Genomic DNA, 16,899 nt, shown 5'->3' with positions numbered 1-16,899 from the left:
GTTATACGCGACGTTTTTTCGGCGGACGACAACCGTTATGAGGGATAGGAGTCACATCAGTAATATTAGTGATGCGGAAACCAGCGGCGTTCAGAGCACGAATTGTTGATTCGCGACCCGGACCCGGACCCTTAACCATAACTTCCAGGTTCTTAATACCGTAATCTTTTACCGCTTCTGCACAGCGCTCTGCAGCGACCTGAGCAGCAAACGGAGTGGATTTACGTGAACCGCGGAAACCGGAACCACCGGCGGTTGCCCAACCCAGTGCGTTACCCTGACGATCAGTAATGGTAACGATGGTGTTGTTAAAAGAAGCATGGACATGAGCCACGCCATCTGAGACTTGTTTTCTTACACGCTTGCGTGCACGAACTGGTGCCTTTGCCATTATTTACTCACCCCGATTATTTCTTGATCGGTTTACGCGGACCCTTACGGGTACGTGCGTTGGTCTTGGTACGCTGACCGCGAACCGGCAGACCACGACGATGGCGCAAACCACGATAGCAACCAAGGTCCATAAGACGCTTGATGCTCAGGGTGATTTCACGGCGCAGATCACCTTCTACAACGAATTTAGCAACTGCATCACGCAGTTGATCAATTTGTTCTTCAGACAGCTCACTGATCTTAACATTTTCAGCAATACCCGTTGAAGCGCAGATGGCTTTAGAACGTGTTTTGCCGATACCGAAGATCGAAGTTAATGCGATGACGGTATGTTTTTGATCAGGAATGTTAATGCCTGCTATACGGGCCACTATGCACTCCTATAATTAAATAAGTACGTCCCATGCTGAAAAGCCCGTTTTCAGGATACTCAAATGGAAACGCACTGACATACAAAAGATTGGCTGGCTAATCTAGCCAGCTCAACCCGACTTTGCAAGAAAAATATGTGACAAAATCAGCCTTGGCGCTGTTTATGCTTAGGCTCGGCACTGCAGATCACACGAACGACACCGTCGCGACGAATGATTTTGCAGTTACGACATAATTTCTTGACGGAAGCACGAACTTTCATTTTTACTCTCCGTAACTTCTCAACCACCTGAATTAACGGCCGTAGCCCTTCAGGTTAGCTTTCTTCAATGCAGACTCATACTGACTTGACATCATCAGAGTTTGCACTTGAGCCATAAAGTCCATGATGACGACCACTACGATGAGCAGTGATGTACCGCCAAAGTAGAAGGGAACCTTCATCGCATCACGCATGAACTCCGGGATAAGGCAGATAAATGTAATGTACAGGGCGCCGGTTAAGGTCAAACGTGTCATTACTTTATCGATGTACTTCGCCGTTTGCTCTCCCGGACGAATTCCCGGTACGAATGCACCAGACTTCTTCAGGTTATCTGCTGTTTCACGCGGGTTGAAAACCAACGCCGTATAGAAGAAACAGAAGAAGATGATTGCAGTCGCATAGAGTAGCACATAAAGCGGCTGTCCTGGCTGCAAATACAGCGAAATTGTAGTTAGCCAGTTCCAACCGGTTCCGCCCCCAAACCACGATGCAATCGTTGCCGGGAACAGAATAATGCTGGAAGCGAAAATTGCCGGGATTACGCCCGCCATATTCACTTTCAACGGTAAATGTGTGCTCTGTGCAGCGTATACACGGCGACCTTGTTGACGTTTCGCATAGTTCACCACAATGCGGCGTTGACCACGCTCAACAAAAATTACAAAGAAGGTCACTGCAAATACGAGAACTGCAACCAACAGCAACAGAAGGAAGTGCAGGTCACCTTGCCGCGCTTGCTCGATGGTATGGCCAATGGCCGGCGGAAGACCCGCAACAATACCCGCGAAGATAATGATCGAAATACCGTTACCGATACCTCGCTCAGTAATCTGTTCACCCAGCCACATCAGAAACATCGTTCCTGAAACCAGGCTTACAACAGCGGTAAAATAGAAAGCAAAGCCTGGATTTAATACCAGGCCCTGCATTCCAGGCATATTCGGCAGACCGGTAGCAATACCGATCGACTGGAATATAGCCAATACCAACGTACCGTAGCGGGTATACTGGCTAATCTTACGACGGCCAGCCTCCCCTTCCTTCTTGATTTCCGCTAACGCTGGATGAACCACCGTTAACAACTGGATAATAATTGATGCCGAAATATACGGCATGATACCCAGCGCGAAAATAGAAGCACGACTGAGAGCACCACCAGAGAACATATTAAACATTTCAATGATGGTGCCACGCTGTTGCTCAAGCAGTTTGGCAAGTACAGTGGCATCAATACCAGGGATTGGAATAAAAGAGCCAATACGGAAGACAATCAGTGCACCGATTACAAACAGAAGTCTGCGTTTCAGTTCACCAAAGCCACCTTTGGCGCTTTGAAAATCTAATCCCGGTTGTTTAGCCATCTGCTACTTATTCCTCAATTTTACCGCCAGCAGCTTCGATTGCAGCACGCGCACCTTTGGTGACACGCAGACCACGAATCGTTACCGGTGCAGAAACTTCACCAGACAGAATGACTTTAACGAACTCAATCTGTACACCGATGATGTTGGCCGCTTTCAGCGTGTTCAGGTCTACAATACCGCCTTCAACTTTCGCCAGATCAGACAGACGAATCTCTGTGGTGATCATTGCTTTGCGAGAGGTGAAACCGAATTTCGGCAGACGACGGTACAGAGGCATCTGACCACCTTCAAAACCGCGACGTACGCCACCGCCAGAACGAGACTTCTGACCTTTGTGACCACGACCACCGGTTTTGCCGAGGCCAGAACCAATACCACGACCTAAACGCTTAGGTGCGTGTTTAGACCCATCGGCCGGAGACAGAGTATTTAAACGCATCTCTTACTCCTCCACTTTAACCATGTAGGAAACCGCGTTAACCATACCGCGTACAGCAGGCGTATCTTCACGCTCAACGGTATGACCAATACGACGCAGACCCAGGCCAACCAGTGTGGCTTTATGCTTAGGCAAACGGCCAATTGCACTGCGGGTTTGTGTAATTTTAATAGTCTTAGCCATCGTGATTACCCCAGAATTTCTTCAACGGATTTACCACGCTTGGCAGCGACCATTTCCGGAGACTTCATGTTGCCCAGGCCATCGATAGTTGCACGAACCACGTTAATCGGGTTAGTGGAACCATACGCTTTAGCCAGAACGTTATGAACTCCAGCGACTTCCAGGACGGCGCGCATTGCACCACCGGCGATGATACCGGTACCTTCAGAAGCCGGCTGCATGAACACGCGGGAACCCGTGTGAGCACCTTTAACAGGATGCTGCAGAGTTCCGTTGGTCAGCGCGACGTTAATCATATTGCGACGGGCTTTCTCCATCGCTTTCTGGATCGCTGCTGGAACTTCGCGCGCTTTACCGTAACCAAAACCAACGCGGCCGTTACCATCACCCACTACAGTCAGTGCGGTGAAGGAGAAAATACGACCACCTTTTACAGTTTTAGATACACGGTTTACCGCGATCAGTTTTTCCTGCAGTTCGCCAGCTTGTTTCTCGATGTGTGCCATCTTAGACCTCTACCTTAGAACTGAAGGCCAGCTTCACGAGCAGCATCTGCCAGTGCCTGGACGCGACCATGATATTGGAAACCGGAACGGTCGAAAGAAACACCTGTGATGCCTTTTTCGATTGCGCGTTCTGCGATAGCTTTACCTACAGCAGCTGCGGCTTCTTTATTACCGGTATACTTCAGTTGTTCAGTGATAGCTTTTTCTACAGTAGAAGCAGCGACCAGAACTTCGGAACCGTTCGGGGCGATTACCTGTGCGTAAATGTGACGCGGGGTACGATGTACCACCAGGCGAGTAGCACCCAGCTCTTTGAGCTTGCGACGTGCACGGGTCGCACGACGGATACGAGCAGATTTCTTATCCATAGTGTTACCTTACTTCTTCTTAGCCTCTTTGGTACGCACGACTTCGTCGGCGTAACGGACACCCTTGCCTTTATAAGGCTCAGGACGACGGTAGGCGCGCAAGTCAGCTGCAACCTGGCCGATCACCTGCTTATCAGCGCCTTTCAGCACGATTTCAGTCTGAGTCGGACATTCTGCAGTGATACCCGCGGGCAGCTGGTGATCGACTGGATGAGAAAAGCCCAGAGACAGGTTTACCACGTTGCCTTTAACGGCAGCACGATAACCTACACCAACCAGCTGCAGCTTCTTAGTGAAGCCTTCGGTAACACCGATAACCATTGCGTTCAGCAGCGCGCGAGTAGTACCCGCCTGCGCCCAGCCGTCAACGAAACCTTCGCGCGGAGCGAAAGTCAGAGCGTTGTCAGCATGCTTAACTTCAACAGCATCATTGATAGTACGAGTCAGCTCGCCGTTTTTACCTTTGATCGAAATTACCTGACCGTTGAGTTTTACCTCTACGCCGGCAGGAACAACGACAGGTGCTTTAGCAACACGAGACATAGTATCCTCCGATTACGCTACGTAGCAGATAATTTCGCCACCAAGACCTGCCTGGCGCGCTGCACGATCAGTCATGACACCTTTAGATGTAGAAACTACAGCGATGCCCATACCAGCCATTACCTTTGGCAGCTCATCTTTTTTCTTATAGATGCGCAGGCCCGGACGGCTTACTCGCTGAATGCTTTCTACAACAGCTTTGCCCTGGAAATACTTAAGAGTAAGTTCCAGTTCTTGCTTGATGTCGCCTTCGATTTTGAAATCTTCAATATAGCCTTCTTCTTTCAGCACGTTGGCAATTGCCAATTTCAGCTTGGAGGAAGGCATGGTGACCGCAACTTTGTTCGCGGCCTGACCGTTACGGATACGGGTCAGCATATCCGCGATCGGATCTTGCATGCTCATCTGTGTTACTCCCGTGATTCAATTGGTGACAATTACCAGCTAGCCTTTTTAAGACCCGGGATTTCACCGCGCATAGCGGCTTCACGGACCTTGATACGGCTCAACCCAAACTTCCGCAGGAAACCGTGCGGACGACCTGTTTGACGGCAGCGGTTACGCTGACGTGAAGGGCTGGAATCACGCGGCAGACTCTGCAGCTTAAGAACAGCATCCCAACGATCTTCGTCGGAAGCGTTCACATCAGAAATGATCGCTTTCAATTCAGCGCGTTTTGCGAAGAATTTGTCTGCTAATTTCACACGCTTAACTTCGCGTGCTTTCATAGATTGCTTAGCCATTAAGTAACCCTACCTTACTTACGGAACGGGAAGTCAAAGGCAGCCAGCAGAGCACGGCCTTCATCATCAGATTTCGCAGTAGTGGTAATGGTAATATCCAAACCACGAACGCGATCGACTTTGTCGTAGTCGATTTCTGGGAAGATGATCTGCTCACGTACACCCATGCTGTAGTTGCCACGACCATCGAATGACTTAGCGGACAAGCCACGGAAGTCACGGATACGCGGTACAGCAATGGTGATCAGACGCTCAAAGAACTCCCACATGCGTTCGCCACGCAGAGTTACTTTACAGCCGATCGGATAGCCCTGACGGATTTTGAAGCCTGCAACTGATTTGCGTGCTTTGGTGACCAGTGGTTTTTGACCGGAGATTGCTGCCAGGTCAGCTGCTGCGTTATCCAGCAGTTTCTTGTCAGCGATCGCTTCACCAACACCCATGTTCAGGGTGATCTTCTCGACCCGAGGGACTTGCATGACAGAATTGTAGCCAAACTCTGTCATGAGTTTCTGGACTACTTCGTCTTTGTAGTAATCATGCAGTTTCGCCATCGTACTACTCCAAATTACTTGATAGTTTCGCTATTAGACTTGAAGAAACGGACTTTTTTGCCTTCTTCGAATCTAAAGCCTACACGGTCAGCCTTACCAGTTGCCGCATTGAAGATAGCAACGTTAGAAACCTGGATTGCAGCTTCTTTTTCAACGATGCCGCCTGGTTGGTTCAGAGCCGGAACCGGCTTCTGATGTTTCTTCACCAGGTTGATACCTTCAACAATGACCTTACCAGAAGACAGGACATTCTTAACTTTACCGCGCTTACCTTTATCTTTACCGGTTAACACGATAACTTCGTCGTTACGACGGATTTTAGCTGCCATTGTTCGCTCCTTAGAGTACTTCTGGTGCCAGAGAGATAATTTTCATGAACTTTTCAGTACGAAGTTCACGAGTTACCGGCCCAAAAATACGCGTACCGATAGGCTGCTCACTGTTATTGTTTAAAATAACGCATGCATTACCATCGAAGCGAATGACAGAACCGTCCGGGCGACGAACACCCTTCCTGGTGCGCACCACTACCGCCTTCAGGACATCACCTTTTTTCACCTTACCACGTGGAATTGCTTCCTTGATGGTAACTTTGATGATATCGCCGACGCCTGCGTAGCGACGGTGCGAGCCACCCAGAACCTTGATACACATTACGCGACGTGCACCGGAGTTGTCGGCGACGTTCAGCATAGTCTGTTCTTGGATCATTTTAGTGCTCCGCTAATGTCAACTACTACTTCGGGACCTAAACCTCAGGTCGTTAGAAAGCCCCATAATTGAGGGCGCGGCATTATAACACCGGTTCTCGCAGATGGGTAGAAAAAATGAACGGCTCTTTCGAGCCGTTCATTCGATTTTTAAAGAGGGCGAATTCTATTACAGAATCGCTTTCTCTACAACGCGAACCAGCGTCCAAGATTTAGTCTTAGACAGTGGACGGCATTCGCGGATTTCAACCACGTCACCGATACCACATTCGTTGTTCTCGTCATGGATGTGCAGCTTGGTCGTACGCTTGATGAATTTACCGTAGATCGGGTGTTTCACAAAACGTTCGATAGCAACAACAGCAGATTTCTGCATTTTGTCACTAATGACACGACCTTGCAGAGTACGGATTTTATCGGTCATTACGAACCCGCCTTCTCAGTCAGTAAAGTCTTAACGCGCGCAACATCACGGCGAACTTGCTTCAGCAGATGGGTCTGCTGCAGCTGGCCAGATGCTGCCTGCATGCGCAGGTTAAATTGCTCACGCAGCAGATTAAGCAGCTCAGTGTTTAGCTCTTCAACGCTTTTTTCACGCAGCTCAGTTGCTTTCATTACATCACCGTCTTAGTTACAAAGGTGGTTTTGATAGGCAGTTTTGCTGCTGCCAGCTTGAATGCTTCACGGGCCAGCTCTTCTGGTACGCCGTCCATTTCATACAGGACTTTACCAGGCTGGATCAGGGCAACCCAATACTCAACGTTACCCTTACCTTTACCCATACGCACTTCCAGCGGCTTCTCGGTGATTGGTTTGTCCGGGAATACACGGATCCAGATCTTACCTTGACGCTTAACTGCACGGGTCATAGCACGACGTGCTGCTTCGATCTGACGAGCAGTCAGACGACCACGGCCAACAGCTTTCAGACCGAAAGTACCGAAGCTGACATCCGTACCGGCAGCCAGACCGCGGTTACGGCCTTTGTGCACTTTACGGAATTTCGTACGCTTTGGTTGTAACATCAGCGACTCTCCTTACTTACGGCCTTTACGCTGCTGCTTTTTAGGTTGAGCAGCCGGTTCCGGTTGTTCAACAGCAGCCATACCACCCAGGATCTCACCTTTGAAGATCCATACCTTAACGCCGATTACACCATAAGTGGTGTGCGCTTCTGAGGTGTTGTAGTCAATGTCAGCACGCAGAGTGTGCAATGGCACGCGACCTTCACGGTACCATTCGGTACGTGCGATCTCGGCACCGCCCAGACGGCCGCTAACTTCAACTTTGATACCTTTCGCGCCCAGACGCATGGCGTTCTGAACAGCACGCTTCATTGCACGGCGGAACATCACGCGACGTTCCAGCTGTGAAGTGATGCTGTCAGCAACCAGTTTTGCGTCCAGTTCCGGTTTACGGACTTCGGCGATGTTGATCTGTGCAGGAACGCCAGCGATGTTCGCGACGACCGTGCGCAGTTTTTCTACGTCTTCGCCTTTCTTACCGATAACGATGCCCGGACGAGCGGTGTGAATAGTCACACGGATGCTCTTCGCTGGACGCTCGATAACGATACGAGAAACAGACGCTTTAGCCAGTTCTTTTGTCAGGAACTGACGTACTTTAAAGTCGCTGTCCAGGTTGTCAGCGAATTCTTTGGTGTTCGCAAACCAGGTAGAGTTCCATGGTTTTACAATACCCAGGCGAATACCATTAGGATGTACTTTCTGACCCATTGCTAGTCTCCAGAGTCTCAGCGATCGGACACAACCACAGTGATGTGGCTGGTGCGCTTCAGGATGCGATCTGCACGACCTTTGGCACGCGGCATAATGCGTTTCATGGTCGGACCTTCATCAACGAAAATTTTCGTGATTTTCAGATCGTCGATATCAGCGCCATCGTTGTGTTCAGCGTTAGCAATGGCAGATTCCAGAACCTTCTTGACCAGTACAGCCGCTTTCTTGTTGGTGTAGGTCAAAATGTCCAGTGCCTGCGACACTTTCTTACCGCGAATCAGGTCAGCCACAAGGCGTACCTTCTGAGCAGAAGAACGAGCATGGCGATGTTGAGCAATAGTTTCCATCTCTTCCTCCTACTTATTTCTTCTTGGCTTTTTTATCAGCCGCGTGACCGCGATAAGTACGTGTCGGCGCGAATTCACCCAGTTTGTGACCAACCATTTCGTCGGAAACAAAAACAGGAACGTGCTGACGACCATTATGGACAGCGATGGTCAAACCGATCATGTTAGGAAAGATCGTTGAACGACGGGACCAAGTGCGCAAAGGCTTCTTGTCACCGCTTTCCACCGCTTTCTCTACCTTCTTCAGCAAGTGCAGGTCAATAAAAGGACCTTTCTTGAGAGAACGTGGCATGGCTTATCCTCTAATATTATTTGCTACGGCGACGTACGATAAATTTATCAGTACGCTTGTTGCTACGGGTCTTCTTACCTTTGGTCTGAACGCCCCACGGAGTGACCGGGTGCTTACCAAAGTTACGACCTTCACCACCACCGTGCGGGTGATCAACTGGGTTCATCGCAGTACCACGAACGGTCGGACGAACACCACGCCAACGGGTTGCACCGGCTTTACCCAGAACGCGCAGCATGTGCTCAGCGTTACCGACTTCGCCCAGAGTTGCGCGGCAGTCAGATTCGACTTTACGCATTTCACCTGAACGCAGACGCAGGGTTACGTAGGAACCTTCACGCGCAACGATCTGCACGTAAGCACCAGCAGAGCGAGCAATCTGACCGCCTTTGCCTGGTTTCATTTCTACGTTATGAACGGTAGAACCTACTGGGATGTTACGCATCGGCAGAGCGTTACCTGCTTTGATCGCAGCATCAACGCCAGACTGAATCTGGTCGCCAGCTTTCAGGCCTTTAGGGGCCAGGATATAACGGCGCTCGCCGTCTTTGTACAGAACCAGTGCGATGTTCGCAGAGCGGTTCGGATCGTACTCAAGACGTTCAACAACTGCCGGGATACCATCTTTGTTGCGTTTGAAGTCAACCAGACGGTAAGCCTGCTTATGACCACCACCGATGTGACGGGTAGTGATACGACCGTTGTTGTTGCGGCCACCGGATTTGCTGTTTTTTCCAGCAACGGGGCAAACGGCTTGCCCTTGTGCAGCTCTGGGTTCACCACTTTAACTACGTGACGACGACCCGGAGATGTCGGTTTACATTTAACAACTGCCATTGTCTTTCTCCTCCGACTTACTCAGCGCCGCCGACGAAGTCCAGATTCTGGCCTTCCTTCAGGGTGACGTAAGCTTTTTTCCAGTCGCTGCGACGACCGATACGCTGTCCGTGACGCTTAACTTTGCCCTTGACTACCAGGGTGTTCACGTCTTTAACTTCAACTTCGAACAGTTTTTCAACAGCAGCAACGATCTCTGCTTTGGTCGCGTCTTTAGCTACTTTGAGTACGATGGTATTGGTTTTTTCCATCGCGCTAGATGCTTTTTCAGATACGTGCGGCGCGCGCACCACTTTCAGCAGACGTTCTTCACGGATCATGCCAGCATCTCCTCAACTTGCTTAACTGCATCAGCAGTCATAACGACTTTGTCGAAGGCGATCAGGCTAACTGGGTCGATACCCGCTGCATCACGCACGTCAACCTTATACAGGTTACGCGCAGCCAGGAACAGATTCTCATCCAGTTCACCGGTGATGATCAGCACATCTTCCAGCGCCATGTCTTTCAGTTTCTGTACCAGCAGCTTGGTTTTCGGTGCTTCTACAGCAAATGATTCGACAACGATCAGACGATCTTGACGTACCAGCTCGGACAGGATGCTTTTCAGCGCGCCGCGGTACATCTTTTTGTTAACTTTTTGACTGTGGTCCTGCGGCTTCGCAGCGAAGGTCACGCCACCTGAACGCCAGATCGGGCTCTTAACAGAACCTGAACGCGCACGGCCGGTGCCTTTCTGACGCCAAGGCTTTTTGCCTGAACCGGTTACTTCAGCGCGAGTTTTCTGTGCGCGAGTACCCTGGCGGGCGCCTGATGCGTAAGCAACAACAACCTGGTGAACCAGCGCTTCGTTGAAATCACGACCGAAGGTAGTTTCGGAAACAGTCAGCGCGCTCTGCGCGTCTTTCAATACTAATTCCATTGCTATCCCCTTACGCCTTCACAGCTGGTTTAACGATCAGGTCGCTACCGGTCGCACCCGGGACAGCACCTTTAACCAGCAGCAGGTTGCGCTCAGCGTCAACACGTACTACGTCCAGGCTCTGAACGGTTACACGCTCATTACCCAGCTGACCTGCCATCTTCTTGCCTTTGAACACTTTGCCCGGAGTCTGGTTCTGACCGATAGAACCCGGAACGCGGTGCGACAAGGAGTTACCGTGGGTAGCGTCTTGGGTACGGAAGTTCCAACGCTTAACGGTACCAGCGAAACCTTTACCTTTAGAGGTGCCAGTTACGTCAACTTTCTTAACTTCAGCGAAAATCTCAACGCTGATGCTCTGACCTACAGAATACTCTTCACCTTCAGTGGTGAGGAATTCCCACAGACCACGGCCAGCTTCAACGCCAGCTTTAGCAAAATGACCAGCTTCAGGTTTGGTCACACGGTTTGCTTTTTTAGCACCGGTGGTAACCTGAATTGCCTGGTAACCATCGTTTTCCAGGCCTTTAACCTGAGTAACGCGGTTCGCTTCAACTTCGATTACGGTGACGGGGATAGATACGCCATCTTCAGTGAAGACGCGGGTCATGCCCACTTTTTTACCGACTAAACCAATCATTGTTTCAACCTCTCAATCGCTCGATGACCTGATTAACCCAGGCTGATCTGCACGTCAACACCGGCAGCCAGATCCAGACGCATCAGAGCATCAACGGTTTTTTCAGTTGGCTCAACGATGTCTACCAGACGCTTGTGAGTGCGGATTTCGTACTGATCACGCGCATCTTTGTTTACGTGCGGAGAGATCAGAACGGTAAAACGCTCTTTGCGGGTTGGCAGCGGGATCGGACCACGAACCTGCGCACCAGTGCGCTTGGCGGTCTCAACGATTTCCGCGGTTGATTGATCGATCAGACGATGATCAAACGCTTTAAGACGGATACGGATTCTTTGGTTCTGCATGAGACCAGAGCTCCAAACTTTTTATAGACGAAAAAAATTACTACTCGAACCCATTACGATTGATGGGAGAGTGTAATCGTTCAGCATATAACTCCCCAATTGGGAGTATTGTCAGACGGCCCAACATCCTGCCGCCTGCGATTCTGCTCGAATCGCGCCTGCCAATATCGGCAGGCCCGCGCATTATACGTAAATACGTTCAGGAAGCAACCCGTGTTCTGTTTTTAGCCGTCATTTGTCGCTAAAAAATGCGTTTTAAGCGGTAACGGTTATGTTCAGACGTCCAGGGGATGAAGGAAAGCAAAAACAAGAGAGGGAATAAAGCGCCCGCAACTTCAATGCCACTTCTGGCCATAACGGGCGAACAGAGATAAAAACAGTGGGATCATTCGTCTCTGAGTTGTGCCTGCAGGTAGTTTTGAATACCCATTTTCTGGATAAGATCGAGTTCAGTTTCCAGCCAGTCAATATGGTGCTCTTCCTCTGCCAGTATCTCGATCATCATATCGCGGCTCACGTAGTCGTGAACTTTATCTGCGTAGGCGATAGCTTCACGAAGGTCTTTAGCCCCTTCCAGTTCAAGCGTCAGATCGCTGCGCAGCATTTCCTCGACATCTTCACCAATTCTCAGTCGGCCCAGGTCTTGTAAATTCGGTATGCCTTCGAGAAAAAGGATGCGCTCAATGTATTTGTCGGCATGTTTCATCTCATCAATTGATTCATGATACTCAACATCATTGAGGCGAATCAGCCCCCAATTTTTAAACATACGTGCATGCAGGAAGTACTGGTTTATCGCAACCAATTCATTTCCCAATAATTTATTTAAGTGACTTATGATTTTGATATCGCCCTTCATTTTGCTTCCTCCGCTTCCAGATACTATGAGCGTAGATGCGGATAAAAAGAAGTCAAAAAAGCGCGACAGATATTGTGGGTATTTGCAGTGACGTACAGCGAAGTTGTCAGGCTATTTCTTTATATAACGGGATATGTTGCATCTCTTCATCCATGATTTCACGTGTCGCACGGATACATTTTCCGCATTGCTTACCGACAGGGACGATTTGGCGCAAATGCTGAATAGATTTTGGCTGATAGCGGCGCACCGCTTCGCGGATGGTTTTATCACTTATCCCATTACACAGGCAGACGTACATTTACTGTTCACTCTGGTACATTTTCTAAACTTAGTTTAAATGCGAATGGTTTTTATTTCAAACCCAGGCTTTGTGTGGTAATTAACCTCCATAGCTAAAAAACAGCAAAAAAAAAGAGCACCGAAGTGCTCTCTTTCCGTTGCAGTGGCCGCTTTCACGGCCACGCAAAGTATCACAATTAAGCGATAACTTTAGCAACAACACCCGCACCAACGGTACGGCCGCCTTCGCGGATTGCGAAGCGCAGACCTTCGTCCATTGCGATTGGGTGGATCAGGGTAACAACCATTTTGATGTTGTCGCCCGGCATTACCATCTCAACGCCTTCTGGCAGCTCTACTGAGCCGGTCACGTCAGTTGTACGGAAGTAGAACTGTGGACGGTAGCCTTTGAAGAACGGAGTATGACGGCCGCCTTCGTCTTTAGACAGAACGTAAACTTCTGACTCGAACTGAGTGTGTGGCTTGATGGTGCCTGGCTTAGCCAGAACCTGACCACGCTGGATATCTTCACGCTTGATACCACGCAGCAGAACACCACAGTTCTCGCCCGCCTGACCCTGGTCCAGCAGTTTGCGGAACATTTCAACGCCAGTACAGGTTGATTTCGCAGTGGCTTTGATACCCACGATTTCAACTTCGTCGCCGACTTTAACAACGCCACGCTCAACACGACCGGTCACAACGGTACCACGACCAGAGATTGAGAACACGTCTTCGATTGGCAGCAGGAACGGCAGGTCGATAGCACGAACTGGTTCTGGGATGTAGCTGTCCAGGTGCTCAGCCAGCTCAATGATTTTTGCTTCCCACTCAGCTTCGCCTTCCAGTGCTTTCAGCGCAGAACCACGAACGATCGGGGTGTCGTCGCCTGGGAAGTCGTACTGAGACAGCAGGTCACGCACTTCCATCTCAACCAGTTCCAGCAGCTCTTCGTCATCAACCATGTCACACTTGTTCAGGAACACGATGATGTAAGGAACGCCAACCTGACGACCCAGCAGGATGTGCTCACGGGTCTGCGGCATTGGGCCGTCAGTCGCAGCAACAACCAGGATAGCGCCGTCCATCTGCGCAGCACCGGTGATCATGTTTTTCACATAGTCGGCGTGGCCTGGGCAGTCAACGTGTGCGTAGTGACGAGTCGGGGTTTCGTACTCAACGTGAGAGGTGTTGATGGTGATACCACGAGCCTTCTCTTCTGGCGCGTTATCGATCTGATCGAATGCACGAGCCTGACCACCGTAGGTTTTAGACAGAACGGTAGTGATTGCTGCAGTCAGGGTGGTTTTACCGTGGTCAACGTGACCGATGGTGCCCACGTTTACGTGCAGTTTGTTACGTTGAAATTGCTCTTTCGCCATGGCGATATTCCTTACGTTATGCCTTCATCGTCTGGATGAAGGCATCAGTTCAAATTTAAACCGTAGCCTTATTTGCCACGAGCTTCAATAACGGCCTGCGCTACGTTGTTCGGCGCATCGTCATACTTCAGGAACTCCATGGAGTAAGAAGCACGACCTTTGGTCAGAGAACGCAGCTGAGTTGCGTATCCGAACATTTCAGACAGCGGAACTTCAGCGTGAATCTGAACGCCAGTAGCGTTGGATTCCTGCCCTTTAAGCATACCACGACGTCTGCTCAGGTCACCGATGACATCACCGGTATGCTCTTCTGGAGTTTCAACTTCAACCTTCATGATAGGTTCAAGCAGAACTGGTTTCGCTTGTTTAAAGCCTTGTTTAAAGGCAATAGAAGCGGCCAGTTTAAACGCCAGTTCTGAGGAGTCGACATCATGGTAAGAACCGAAGTGCAGACGAACACCCAAGTCTACTACCGGATAACCAGCCAGTGGACCTGATTTCAGCTGTTCCTGGATACCTTTGTCAACCGCAGGGATGTATTCACCAGGAATCACACCACCTTTGATTTCGTTGACAAACTCATAACCTTTCGGGTTAGAGCCTGGCTCCAGTGGGTACATGTCGATCACAACGTGACCATACTGACCACGACCACCAGACTGTTTCGCGTGTTTGCCTTCGATATCGGTAACTTTTGAGCGAATCGCTTCGCGGTAAGCAACCTGTGGTTTACCGACGTTCGCTTCAACGTTGAATTCACGCTTCATGCGGTCAACGATGATGTCGAGGTGCAGTTCACCCATACCAGCGATGATGGTCTGGTTAGATTCTTCGTCAGTCCATACGCGGAATGACGGGTCTTCTTTCGCCAGACGTCCCAGAGCCAGACCCATTTTTTCCTGGTCAGCTTTGGTTTTCGGCTCAACGGCGATTGAAATTACCGGCTCAGGGAATTCCATACGCTCCAGAATAATTGGCGCGTTTGGATCACACAGGGTATCACCAGTAATAACGTCTTTCAGACCGATCGCAGCAGCGATGTCGCCCGCGCGAACTTCGCTGATCTCTTCACGCTTGTTAGCGTGCATCTGAACGATACGACCGAAACGCTCACGAGCAGATTTCACTGAGTTCAGTACGGTGTCACCGGAGTTAACAACACCAGAATACACACGGAAGAACGTCAGGTTACCTACGAATGGGTCAGTTGCGATTTTAAACGCGAGTGCAGAGAACGGCTCTGAATCGTCAGCGTGACGCTCAGCTGGGGTATCTTTGCCATCGTCCAACACACCGTTGATTGCCGGTACGTCGGTCGGTGCTGGCAGATACTCGATTACTGCATCCAGCATCGCCTGTACACCTTTGTTCTTAAATGCAGAACCACAGGTTACCAGGATGATTTCGTTGTCCAGAACGCGCTTACGCAGAGCAGTCTTGATCTCTTCTTCGCTCAGCTCTTCGCCGCCAAAGAATTTTTCCATCAGCTCTTCAGACGCTTCAGCAGCCGCTTCGACCAGCTTACCGCGCCATTCTTCAGCCAGTTCCTGCATGTTGGCTGGGATCTCTTCGTATTCGAAGGTCACACCCTGATCAGCATCGTTCCAGTTGATCGCTTTCATTTTGATCAGGTCAACAACACCGGTAAAGTTTTCTTCTGCGCCGATAGCCAGCTGCAGAGGAACCGGAGTTGCACCCAGACGTGATTCGATCTGGCCGACAACTTTCAGGAAGTTTGCACCCATGCGGTCCATTTTGTTAACGAACGCAATGCGTGGAACTTTATATTTGTTAGCCTGACGCCATACGGTCTCAGACTGTGGCTGAACACCACCAACTGCACAGTAAACCATTACTGCGCCATCAAGAACACGCATAGAACGTTCTACTTCGATGGTGAAGTCAACGTGTCCAGGGGTGTCGATGATGTTAATGCGGTGCGGCTCAAACTGCTTAGCCATACCAGACCAGAATGCGGTGGTTGCAGCAGAGGTAATGGTAATACCACGCTCCTGCTCCTGTGCCATCCAGTCCATGGTCGCGGCGCCATCGTGCACTTCACCGATTTTGTGGTTAACACCGGTGTAGAACAGGATACGCTCGGTAGTTGTGGTTTTACCGGCGTCAATGTGTGCGCTGATACCGATATTACGGTAGCGCGCAATGGGTGTTGTACGAGCCATTTGATTCCTCTGATTCTCGGACGTTCAAAGTAAGTCGACCCCAGCGGGTTGGCTGTTTGAGCGCCCGCTGGTTTAACAACAACTACCTGGCTGTTACCAGCGGTAGTGAGCGAACGCCTTGTTGGCTTCTGCCATGCGGTGAACGTCTTCACGTTTCTTAACTGCAGTACCTTTGTTTTCTGCAGCATCAGAAAGTTCGTTCGCCAGGCGGAGAGCCATAGATTTATCACCGCGTTTACGAGCAGCTTCAACGATCCAACGCATTGCCAGAGCATTACGACGAACCGGACGGACTTCTACTGGTACCTGATAGGTAGAACCACCAACGCGACGTGACTTAACTTCGACAGTCGGACGTACGTTTTCAAGGGCTACTTCAAAGGCTTCCAGTTCGTTTTTACCTGAACGCTGAGCCAGGGTCTCAAGCGCGGTATAAACGATTGATTCAGCGGTAGATTTTTTACCATCTACCATCAGGATATTTACAAATTTGGCCAGCAGTTCTGATCCGAACTTCGGATCTGGCAGAATTTTACGCTGACCAATGACGCGACGACGTGGCATGGAAATACTCCGTTGTTAATTCAGGATTGTCCAAAACTCTACGAGTTTAGTTTGACATTTAAGTTAAA

At 50.0% G+C, this 16,899-nt stretch carries 29 protein-coding genes and 1 pseudogene; all 30 read right to left on the bottom strand.

All coding sequences use genetic code 11. The annotated features are described in order from the left end of the window. Position 1: 1 nt before the first annotated feature. Positions 2 to 391, bottom strand: coding sequence for a 30S ribosomal protein S11 (gene rpsK / locus O3W44_RS14380; RefSeq protein WP_004160563.1), 390 nt, complete (start codon positions 389 to 391; stop codon positions 2 to 4). Between the two features lie 16 nt (positions 392 to 407). Continuing rightward, positions 408 to 764 (bottom strand): 30S ribosomal protein S13, encoded by a 357-nt coding sequence (rpsM, locus tag O3W44_RS14375; protein ID WP_003850176.1) that lies wholly within the window; start codon positions 762 to 764, stop codon positions 408 to 410. A 146-nt stretch (positions 765 to 910) separates the two neighbouring features. Continuing rightward, complete coding sequence (gene rpmJ, locus O3W44_RS14370) at positions 911 to 1,027, bottom strand: 50S ribosomal protein L36 (protein ID WP_004160566.1); 117 nt, start codon at positions 1,025 to 1,027, stop codon at positions 911 to 913. Between the two features lie 32 nt (positions 1,028 to 1,059). After that, entirely contained in the window at positions 1,060 to 2,391 is a 1,332-nt protein-coding gene (secY, locus tag O3W44_RS14365) for a preprotein translocase subunit SecY (protein ID WP_269293596.1), read from the bottom strand. A 7-nt stretch (positions 2,392 to 2,398) separates the two neighbouring features. Beyond that, the gene (gene rplO / locus O3W44_RS14360; RefSeq protein ID WP_269293595.1) at positions 2,399 to 2,833 is read right to left on the bottom strand and encodes a 50S ribosomal protein L15; all 435 of its coding nucleotides are present in this window, start codon (positions 2,831 to 2,833) and stop codon (positions 2,399 to 2,401) included. Between the two features lie 3 nt (positions 2,834 to 2,836). Next, positions 2,837 to 3,016 carry a 50S ribosomal protein L30 gene (gene rpmD / locus O3W44_RS14355; RefSeq protein ID WP_031376672.1) on the bottom strand — a complete coding sequence of 60 codons (180 nt, stop codon included), beginning with the start codon at positions 3,014 to 3,016 and terminating at the stop codon, positions 2,837 to 2,839. A gap of 5 nt (positions 3,017 to 3,021) precedes the next feature. Beyond that, a complete protein-coding gene (gene rpsE, locus O3W44_RS14350; RefSeq protein WP_269293594.1) occupies positions 3,022 to 3,522 on the bottom strand; it encodes a 30S ribosomal protein S5 in 501 nt (166 codons plus the stop codon). Between the two features lie 14 nt (positions 3,523 to 3,536). Further along, positions 3,537 to 3,890: a 50S ribosomal protein L18 gene (gene rplR / locus O3W44_RS14345; RefSeq protein WP_003850163.1), complete on the bottom strand. Its 354-nt coding sequence runs from the start codon at positions 3,888 to 3,890 to the stop codon at positions 3,537 to 3,539. Between the two features lie 9 nt (positions 3,891 to 3,899). Beyond that, positions 3,900 to 4,433, bottom strand: coding sequence for a 50S ribosomal protein L6 (rplF, locus tag O3W44_RS14340; RefSeq protein ID WP_269293593.1), 534 nt, complete (start codon positions 4,431 to 4,433; stop codon positions 3,900 to 3,902). Positions 4,434 to 4,445: 12 nt separating this feature from the next. Next, a complete protein-coding gene (gene rpsH, locus O3W44_RS14335; protein ID WP_269293592.1) occupies positions 4,446 to 4,838 on the bottom strand; it encodes a 30S ribosomal protein S8 in 393 nt (130 codons plus the stop codon). Positions 4,839 to 4,870: 32 nt separating this feature from the next. Beyond that, positions 4,871 to 5,176, bottom strand: a complete 306-nt coding sequence (gene rpsN / locus O3W44_RS14330) for a 30S ribosomal protein S14 (RefSeq protein ID WP_006120592.1) — start codon at positions 5,174 to 5,176, stop codon at positions 4,871 to 4,873. Between the two features lie 14 nt (positions 5,177 to 5,190). Beyond that, positions 5,191 to 5,730: a 50S ribosomal protein L5 gene (gene rplE / locus O3W44_RS14325; RefSeq protein ID WP_031376676.1), complete on the bottom strand. Its 540-nt coding sequence runs from the start codon at positions 5,728 to 5,730 to the stop codon at positions 5,191 to 5,193. Between the two features lie 14 nt (positions 5,731 to 5,744). Then, positions 5,745 to 6,059, bottom strand: a complete 315-nt coding sequence (gene rplX, locus O3W44_RS14320; protein WP_269293591.1) for a 50S ribosomal protein L24 — start codon at positions 6,057 to 6,059, stop codon at positions 5,745 to 5,747. 10 nt (positions 6,060 to 6,069) lie between these two features. Next, on the bottom strand, positions 6,070 to 6,441 hold the full coding sequence (gene rplN, locus O3W44_RS14315; RefSeq protein WP_006120590.1) for a 50S ribosomal protein L14: 372 nt from the start codon (positions 6,439 to 6,441) through the stop codon (positions 6,070 to 6,072). A gap of 168 nt (positions 6,442 to 6,609) precedes the next feature. Next, positions 6,610 to 6,864 (bottom strand): 30S ribosomal protein S17, encoded by a 255-nt coding sequence (gene rpsQ, locus O3W44_RS14310; RefSeq protein WP_067427355.1) that lies wholly within the window; start codon positions 6,862 to 6,864, stop codon positions 6,610 to 6,612. Beyond that, positions 6,864 to 7,055 (bottom strand): 50S ribosomal protein L29, encoded by a 192-nt coding sequence (gene rpmC / locus O3W44_RS14305; protein WP_003850146.1) that lies wholly within the window; start codon positions 7,053 to 7,055, stop codon positions 6,864 to 6,866. The genes rpsQ and rpmC overlap by 1 nt, the downstream gene beginning before the upstream one ends. Further along, complete coding sequence (gene rplP / locus O3W44_RS14300; RefSeq protein ID WP_008927134.1) at positions 7,055 to 7,465, bottom strand: 50S ribosomal protein L16; 411 nt, start codon at positions 7,463 to 7,465, stop codon at positions 7,055 to 7,057. Before rplP ends, rpmC begins: the two co-directional genes overlap by 1 nt. A gap of 12 nt (positions 7,466 to 7,477) precedes the next feature. After that, positions 7,478 to 8,176, bottom strand: coding sequence for a 30S ribosomal protein S3 (gene rpsC / locus O3W44_RS14295; RefSeq protein WP_009087585.1), 699 nt, complete (start codon positions 8,174 to 8,176; stop codon positions 7,478 to 7,480). A 17-nt stretch (positions 8,177 to 8,193) separates the two neighbouring features. Further along, positions 8,194 to 8,526, bottom strand: coding sequence for a 50S ribosomal protein L22 (gene rplV, locus O3W44_RS14290; protein WP_046289651.1), 333 nt, complete (start codon positions 8,524 to 8,526; stop codon positions 8,194 to 8,196). 13 nt (positions 8,527 to 8,539) lie between these two features. Further along, the gene (gene rpsS, locus O3W44_RS14285; RefSeq protein ID WP_001138115.1) at positions 8,540 to 8,818 is read right to left on the bottom strand and encodes a 30S ribosomal protein S19; all 279 of its coding nucleotides are present in this window, start codon (positions 8,816 to 8,818) and stop codon (positions 8,540 to 8,542) included. A 16-nt stretch (positions 8,819 to 8,834) separates the two neighbouring features. After that, positions 8,835 to 9,655: pseudogene (rplB, locus tag O3W44_RS14280) on the bottom strand (50S ribosomal protein L2). 17 nt (positions 9,656 to 9,672) lie between these two features. Next, a complete protein-coding gene (gene rplW / locus O3W44_RS14275) occupies positions 9,673 to 9,975 on the bottom strand; it encodes a 50S ribosomal protein L23 (protein WP_269293590.1) in 303 nt (100 codons plus the stop codon). Beyond that, entirely contained in the window at positions 9,972 to 10,577 is a 606-nt protein-coding gene (gene rplD / locus O3W44_RS14270; RefSeq protein ID WP_193405640.1) for a 50S ribosomal protein L4, read from the bottom strand. Before rplD ends, rplW begins: the two co-directional genes overlap by 4 nt. 10 nt (positions 10,578 to 10,587) lie before the next feature. Continuing rightward, positions 10,588 to 11,217: a 50S ribosomal protein L3 gene (gene rplC / locus O3W44_RS14265; RefSeq protein ID WP_269293589.1), complete on the bottom strand. Its 630-nt coding sequence runs from the start codon at positions 11,215 to 11,217 to the stop codon at positions 10,588 to 10,590. Positions 11,218 to 11,249: 32 nt separating this feature from the next. Then, the gene (gene rpsJ / locus O3W44_RS14260; protein WP_001181005.1) at positions 11,250 to 11,561 is read right to left on the bottom strand and encodes a 30S ribosomal protein S10; all 312 of its coding nucleotides are present in this window, start codon (positions 11,559 to 11,561) and stop codon (positions 11,250 to 11,252) included. A gap of 385 nt (positions 11,562 to 11,946) precedes the next feature. Beyond that, positions 11,947 to 12,420 carry a bacterioferritin gene (gene bfr / locus O3W44_RS14255; protein ID WP_269293588.1) on the bottom strand — a complete coding sequence of 158 codons (474 nt, stop codon included), beginning with the start codon at positions 12,418 to 12,420 and terminating at the stop codon, positions 11,947 to 11,949. Positions 12,421 to 12,526: 106 nt separating this feature from the next. Then, the gene (gene bfd / locus O3W44_RS14250) at positions 12,527 to 12,721 is read right to left on the bottom strand and encodes a bacterioferritin-associated ferredoxin (protein ID WP_269293587.1); all 195 of its coding nucleotides are present in this window, start codon (positions 12,719 to 12,721) and stop codon (positions 12,527 to 12,529) included. Positions 12,722 to 12,899: 178 nt separating this feature from the next. Continuing rightward, on the bottom strand, positions 12,900 to 14,084 hold the full coding sequence (gene tuf / locus O3W44_RS14245) for an elongation factor Tu (RefSeq protein WP_269293586.1): 1,185 nt from the start codon (positions 14,082 to 14,084) through the stop codon (positions 12,900 to 12,902). A 68-nt stretch (positions 14,085 to 14,152) separates the two neighbouring features. Beyond that, positions 14,153 to 16,267, bottom strand: coding sequence for an elongation factor G (gene fusA / locus O3W44_RS14240; RefSeq protein WP_269293585.1), 2,115 nt, complete (start codon positions 16,265 to 16,267; stop codon positions 14,153 to 14,155). A 93-nt stretch (positions 16,268 to 16,360) separates the two neighbouring features. Beyond that, positions 16,361 to 16,831: a 30S ribosomal protein S7 gene (gene rpsG / locus O3W44_RS14235; protein WP_013510774.1), complete on the bottom strand. Its 471-nt coding sequence runs from the start codon at positions 16,829 to 16,831 to the stop codon at positions 16,361 to 16,363. Positions 16,832 to 16,899 lie beyond the last annotated feature (68 nt).

It is taken from the genome of Pantoea sp. LMR881, assembly GCF_027157825.1.
Lineage (GTDB): Bacteria > Pseudomonadota > Gammaproteobacteria > Enterobacterales > Enterobacteriaceae > Pantoea > Pantoea haifensis.
The sequence above is the reverse complement of the archived record's forward strand: the minus strand, read 5'-3'. Positions and strand labels throughout refer to the sequence as shown.